At 59.3% G+C, this 5,756-nt stretch carries 4 protein-coding genes; 3 read left to right on the top strand and 1 reads right to left on the bottom strand.

From position 1 onward, the window contains the following. Positions 1 to 255 precede the first annotated feature (255 nt). Positions 256 to 909 (bottom strand): DUF3386 domain-containing protein, encoded by a 654-nt coding sequence (locus ACVWZU_RS14200; protein WP_011431766.1) that lies wholly within the window; start codon positions 907 to 909, stop codon positions 256 to 258. Positions 910 to 1,254: 345 nt separating this feature from the next. Between ACVWZU_RS14200 and murA the strand changes: the two genes are divergently transcribed. The 3 genes from murA to sixA all read left to right on the top strand — a co-directional run bounded on the left by murA (position 1,255) and on the right by sixA (position 5,620). Next, the gene (gene murA / locus ACVWZU_RS14195; protein WP_414331363.1) at positions 1,255 to 2,571 is read left to right on the top strand and encodes a UDP-N-acetylglucosamine 1-carboxyvinyltransferase; all 1,317 of its coding nucleotides are present in this window, start codon (positions 1,255 to 1,257) and stop codon (positions 2,569 to 2,571) included. A gap of 188 nt (positions 2,572 to 2,759) precedes the next feature. After that, positions 2,760 to 4,895: a lytic transglycosylase domain-containing protein gene (locus tag ACVWZU_RS14190; protein ID WP_457445545.1), complete on the top strand. Its 2,136-nt coding sequence runs from the start codon at positions 2,760 to 2,762 to the stop codon at positions 4,893 to 4,895. Positions 4,896 to 5,032: 137 nt separating this feature from the next. Then, entirely contained in the window at positions 5,033 to 5,620 is a 588-nt protein-coding gene (gene sixA / locus ACVWZU_RS14185) for a phosphohistidine phosphatase SixA (RefSeq protein WP_457445543.1), read from the top strand. Positions 5,621 to 5,756 lie beyond the last annotated feature (136 nt).

Genomic DNA, 5,756 nt, shown 5'->3' with positions numbered 1-5,756 from the left:
CGGGATACCGCCATTCTGTTTGGAAACAAACAGAATGCTATCGCTGCATAGTTGAACAGTGATGTTCAGCAGTGTTCAGCGTAAATGTATCAGGATCGTTCTGCAACAAAGCTTGAAAGCCTACAGATCGGCTTTCCCGTTATCGAGAAAGGCTTGGCCGCCAAGAAGGGCGTGAACTCAGCCTCCCGGTAGCTGCCCAACAATGACGAATGGGAGAGCCGGCCCTCTACCCCGCAGAGAGCAATGCCGGGTCGCTCACGCCCCAGTGTCCAGCAAGGTCAAGTTGCTGAAGGTGAAGCGCTTCTCCACAGGGCCGGTTTCCGTCTCCGTCTGGATACGCCGCTCCGAGAGGATGTAATACTTGCCCACTTTTGTGTACAGATCCTCGAATTGGCTGCGCCCGCCTTTTTGCTCGCCCGTTTGGGGATCGTGATAGACGGAATCGTAGCGGTGGGAAAGATAGCCTTCGCCGGTATCGTGGCTGCTGAAGGTGTGGATGGTAACCACCACTCCGTGGATATGCCGATGCACCATGGTAACCTGGTTATCGCGCACGTGGTAGCGATCCCCTTCGGCTTTGCCCCCCACCAGGATCTCTACTGTGCCATCGGGCAGGGTTTGGCCATAGCGGAAGGTGTTGTTCCCATGGGTCTCGTCGAAGCTGCGGCGCACCCGGTGAATGGCAATCTCCCAGAGTTGGTTGTGAATGGCTTTTCGAGCTTCCTCATCTTCTACGCCCGTAACGGTGGCCTTTAGGTCTGCCCCCACTCGCACCTGCCCAACGAATGTGCGCTCCCCATCCCAATAGGTGACCTCGGCGCTGTAGCCTGGGAAAGCGGGATCCCAGGTGTAGCGGTTTTCATAGGCGGCCCGAAACAACTCTTGGGCAGAGACTTGAGTGGCAATCATCGGCTGTCTCCTTCCTGTTTTCCTTGCAAGCACTTCCCCTGAGCATCCATCATACCGCCCCCTGCTGTTGGGCTGCCCCCCAGTTGCCTTCGCTGAGAACCTGCATCTGGTGAACTGGCCTAGCCGCTCCCCTGTCCGCTGCTGCAGGATAGAAGCACAGCCATGGGAACTTCTTCCTCACACCCAATTTGGCTTGCGAGTTTAGCCGCTGCTGTGATCCCCAGAGTATTCTCTGAGAAGGGTTCGCCTATTTTTTGTGGGTGAGGAGGGAGATTGAAAGGTTTTGACAATCGCGTCAGCGGGGCGGATCCCCTAGAGCCTGGCCTGACGCCGCCCCAGACCGGCATGGCAACCGCGCCAGAGATGATGGGGCCAGTGCTGAAAATCATTGGCAAGCAGACCCTGAGTGGCCACATCCCTATTGGCGGGGCAAAAAACTCTGCCTTGGCGCTGATGGCCGGGGCCATCTTGGCTCCTGAGGCCTGTCGAATTCACAACGTGCCGCGTCTGCTGGACATTGAACGCATGGGGCAGATCCTGGCCACGCTGGGAGTTAAGGTTTCCCATGTTGGCAATACCCTGGACCTGGATGCCAGCTCCCTCAAAACCTCTCAAGCCCCTTATGAATTGGTCAGCCAGTTGCGGGCCAGCTTTTTCATCATAGGGCCTCTGTTGGCGCGGCTGGGGGTGGCCAGAGTTCCCTTGCCCGGCGGCTGTGCGATTGGGTCTCGTCCTGTGGATCTGCATGTGCGGGGTCTACAAGCCTTGGGGGCGACGGTCCAAATCGAGCATGGGGTGGTTCATGCCTATGCCCGTAAACTGTTGGGAACCCGAATTTACCTGGACTATCCCAGCGTCGGTGCCACCGAGACCTTGATGATGGCCGCTACGCTGGCGGATGGAGAAACGGTGATCGAGAACGCCGCCCAAGAGCCGGAGGTGGCGGATCTGGCCCGTTTTTGTCAAGCCATGGGGGCCCGCATTCGCGGTGTCGGCACCAATACGGTTGTGGTGGTAGGGGTGCCCCGCTTGCATGGAACAGAGTACACGGTCATTCCCGACCGCATCGAGGCCAGCACCTATCTCATTGCCGGGGCCATTACCCGCTCTCACCTCACAGTTGGCCCTGTCATTCCCGATCATCTGCGGGCGGTGATCGCCAAGTTGCAAGCGATGGGGCTGCGGGTGGAAGAGGAAGGCCCAAACCGGTTGCGCATTGCCCCAGCTCAACTGAGCTCAGGCTGGCTGTGTCAGGCAACCGATATTCAAACGCTGCCCTATCCTGGTTTCCCCACCGATGTGCAGGCGCCGATCATGGCTTTGGCCGCCTTGAGCGAGGGCAGTTGCACCATTGAGGAGACAGTGTTTGAAAACCGCATGCACCACATTCCCGAGCTGAATCGCATGGGAGCCGATATTCGCCTGAAGAACCGAGTGGCCCTGATCCGAGGGGTGCCGTCCCTTTCCGGCGCTCCGGTGGTGGCTACCGACCTGCGGGCGGGTGCAGCCCTGGTGTTGGCCGGTCTGGCGGCTGAAGGCTGCTCCACGATCCACGGATTGCACTACATCGACCGGGGCTACGAAGCCATTGATGAAAAGCTGCGCAGTGTCGGGGCCAAGGTGTACCGCAGCGAAAGCCCGACAGCGCAATTGGGGAAATGAGCTGTTTCACTGCTGTCTGAAATTTGAAGAGGAAAGAACTGCTCCTCTCCCTGCTTATCGTCTGGCCCCAATGCTCGGTGACCGCTTGCCAGGTTAGCTTTCCAGCCGTTTCGCAAGTATCGAGTTGTCTGGTGACTCAACGCAGTCAGGTTGAGTATCGTAGGTCAGAGGTGGTGGGGAGGTAAAGCATGGGGATCCTGACAAGCAGCCAACGACGCTGGACAAGATGGGCTGCCGGTGTGCTGGCAGCAGGAGCGGCTCTGGGTGGAGCTGTCTGGGGCTTCTACACCTCATCCTGGGCAGAAACCGCGGAGGTGGCCTCTGCACCAGAAGACAGGGATCCGACGCAACTGCCTCAAACTTCCACAGTGGCCTTTCTGCAAGCCTATGCAGCGCTGCAAGCCGGCCAAGCGCAATCTGCCTTGAAGCATTTGCAGGGGCTGGAAGAGAGCCTGCCGGTTCTGAGGGAAGAGATTTGGAAGCTCAGGGCCCAAGCCTATGAACAGTTGCAGGACAAGGAAACAGCCCAAGGGATCTGGTGGCCCCAGATTTTGCAGGAATATCCCCACAGTCCTGTCGCTGCCTATGCCCTCTGGGGGATGGACCAGGTGGATCGGCTGCGGCAGCAATTTCCCACCCATCCGCTGACCGGACGTGCCCTCAAGCATTTGCTAGAGCTGAACCCCGACCGCTATGACCTGCTGCGGGATTTGGCCCAACATCACCCGCAAACCCCTGGGCTAACGCCGCTGCTGGATCGCTGGCGGCAGGCTCAGGAGGGATCCCTCACGGCTTCCGACTGGCAGATCCTCGCCGATGCCTACTGGGAGCAACGGGAGTACGGCAAAGCTGCCCGGGCCTATGGGCGTGCCCCCGCCACCTCTCAGAACCTCTACCGCTGGGGCCGCAGCCACCAGATCTCGCGGGAGTTTCCCCAGGCCAAAGCGGCTTACCAAGCGCTGCTGGCACAGTTTCCCGATGGGCCAGAGGCTTCTCTCACCCGCCGCCGTTTGGCGGAACTGAGCGACCTGCCGACGGCAATTGAACTCCTCCGACAGGTGGGATCCGGCTCAGATAAAGAAGCTCCAGAGGCGTTGCTCAGCCTCAGCCAGCTCTATGATCGCAACGCCAGCCCCCAATCGGCCCAAGCCACCCGGCAAGCCCTTTGGGATCGCTTTCCGGCCAGCGAAGCTGCAGCCAATGCCGCCTGGACAGTGGCCTGGAGCCAAGCACAAGCAGGCAATCTCAGCCAAGCCATCGCCCTGGCCCAACAGATCGGATCTGCTCAGCGGGACACGGAAATGGGGGCACAACTGCTCTACTGGGCGGGCAAATGGCGGGAACAGCAGGGGGATGTGGCTGCAGCTCGGCAAACCTATCGGCAGGTGCTGCGGCAGTTTCCCCACACCTACTACGGCTGGCGGTCGGCAGTGCAACTGGGCTGGCCGGTGGGGGATTTCTACAGCGGGCGCAAAAGGGTTGAGGTGGATTTTCAGCCGGTGCGCCAACCGTTGCCAGGGGTCTCTGCAGTTACGCAAACCCTGCATTTGATGGGAGCCAGCCAACTGGCCTGGGAACGCTGGCAGGGCGAAACTCCCGTGCAGCGGGATCCCGGCCAGATGAGCGTTGCCGAGCGCTTTGTTACGGGCATTTTGCGCAACAGCGCCGGAGAGCACCTGCGGGGCATTAACCAGGTGGCTGCTTTGCGCTTTAGCGAAGAGCCGGATCCCTTGCTGGAGACGTTGAGGCAGCGCCAAGATTTCTGGCAGGCCATCTATCCGCTGCACTACTATGCCGGCCCAGACAATTCCTGGAGCGGGGATCCCTACGCCCAACCCGGCTTGGCCCACTGGTCACGGCAATTTAACCTCAATCCCTTGATGGTGGCGGCTTTGATCCGGCAGGAATCCCGCTTTGAGCCAGAGATCGTCTCGGCCTCGGGGGCTTTGGGCTTGATGCAGGTGATGCCCGCTACTGGCCGCTGGATTGCCCAGCAGATCGGCCTGGCCCAGTACAGCCTCACCAACCCCGCCGACAATCTCTACCTGGGATCCTGGTACTTCGACTACACCCACCGCACTTACCAAGACAACACCTTGCTGGCCCTGGCCAGCTACAACGGTGGCCCCGGCAACGTGGCCAGATGGCTGAACCGCTTTGGCTTCGGGGATCCGGACGTGTTTGTGGAGCAGATCCCCTTCCCCGAAACCCGGGGCTATGTGAAGTCCGTGTTTGGCAACTACTGGAACTACTGGCAGCTCTACACCCAGGAGGGGCGCACTCTGGTCAGCCAGCGACTGCATAACCCCTCGTCTTCTTCATGACTTCCGGTTTTGTCGCGGGAGTGCTGCCGTAGAGGGAGTGGGCTTTTTTCCCACAGTATTCTGGGAGAGTTACAGTTATTCCAAGATTTGGCAGTCAAGATTTGACAGTGCCGTTCGCGCTGACAGGACGGAGTTCTATGGTCTCTGGGTCTGAACAACAGGAGAGCGTTCGCGTTAGCAGCGCGGAGCACCATCAGGGGGCGGCAGAAAAGCAGACTGCCCGACAGGAATTGGCCGTGGATTTTATTCGCCATGGCATAGCCGAGGAACCCCGGCCAGAAGTCGAGGATGCCTTTCGGGCCCTTACAGACGAAGGTCGCAGGCGCTGCCGCAAGATTGCCCGCCAGCTCAAGAACATGGGCTGGAGGTGGGATCTCCTGCTCACCAGTCCCTTGGTGAGGGCTCGACAGACCGCTGAGATCTTTTTGGACGAGAACCTGGCCGAAGCTGTGGAGGTGTTTGAACCGCTGGCTCCGGGGGGCAGTTTTGCTGACCTGGTGCGCTGGCAAGCAGAGCGGGAACCTCTGGCGTCTTTGGCTCTGGTCGGTCACCAGCCGGATCTGAGCCTGTGGGTACAAGCGGCTGTTGGTCTAAACCCGGCCAACGCCCACGCGATCACCCTCAAAAAAGCGGGCCTAGCCCAAGTGCGCTTTGCCGAAGGCCGGATTGACTACCGCCAGGGATCCCTGACTTTGTTGCTCTCCCCCAAGGTGGTGCTGCGCTGAGAAGAAGCTGGCTCATCATGATAAACGCCCAACGAGTCGGCCAGAGCATGACTCTAGTCAATAATAAGCTCAACTATACTGAAAATAATGTATAATATGTTCAGTACGGATTACTACCAGTTGATCTTTCTGTTTA

Source organism: Thermostichus sp. MS-CIW-26 (assembly GCF_054059115.1).
Note: the sequence above shows the minus strand (reverse complement) of the source record. Positions and strands in the feature narration are given on the sequence as shown.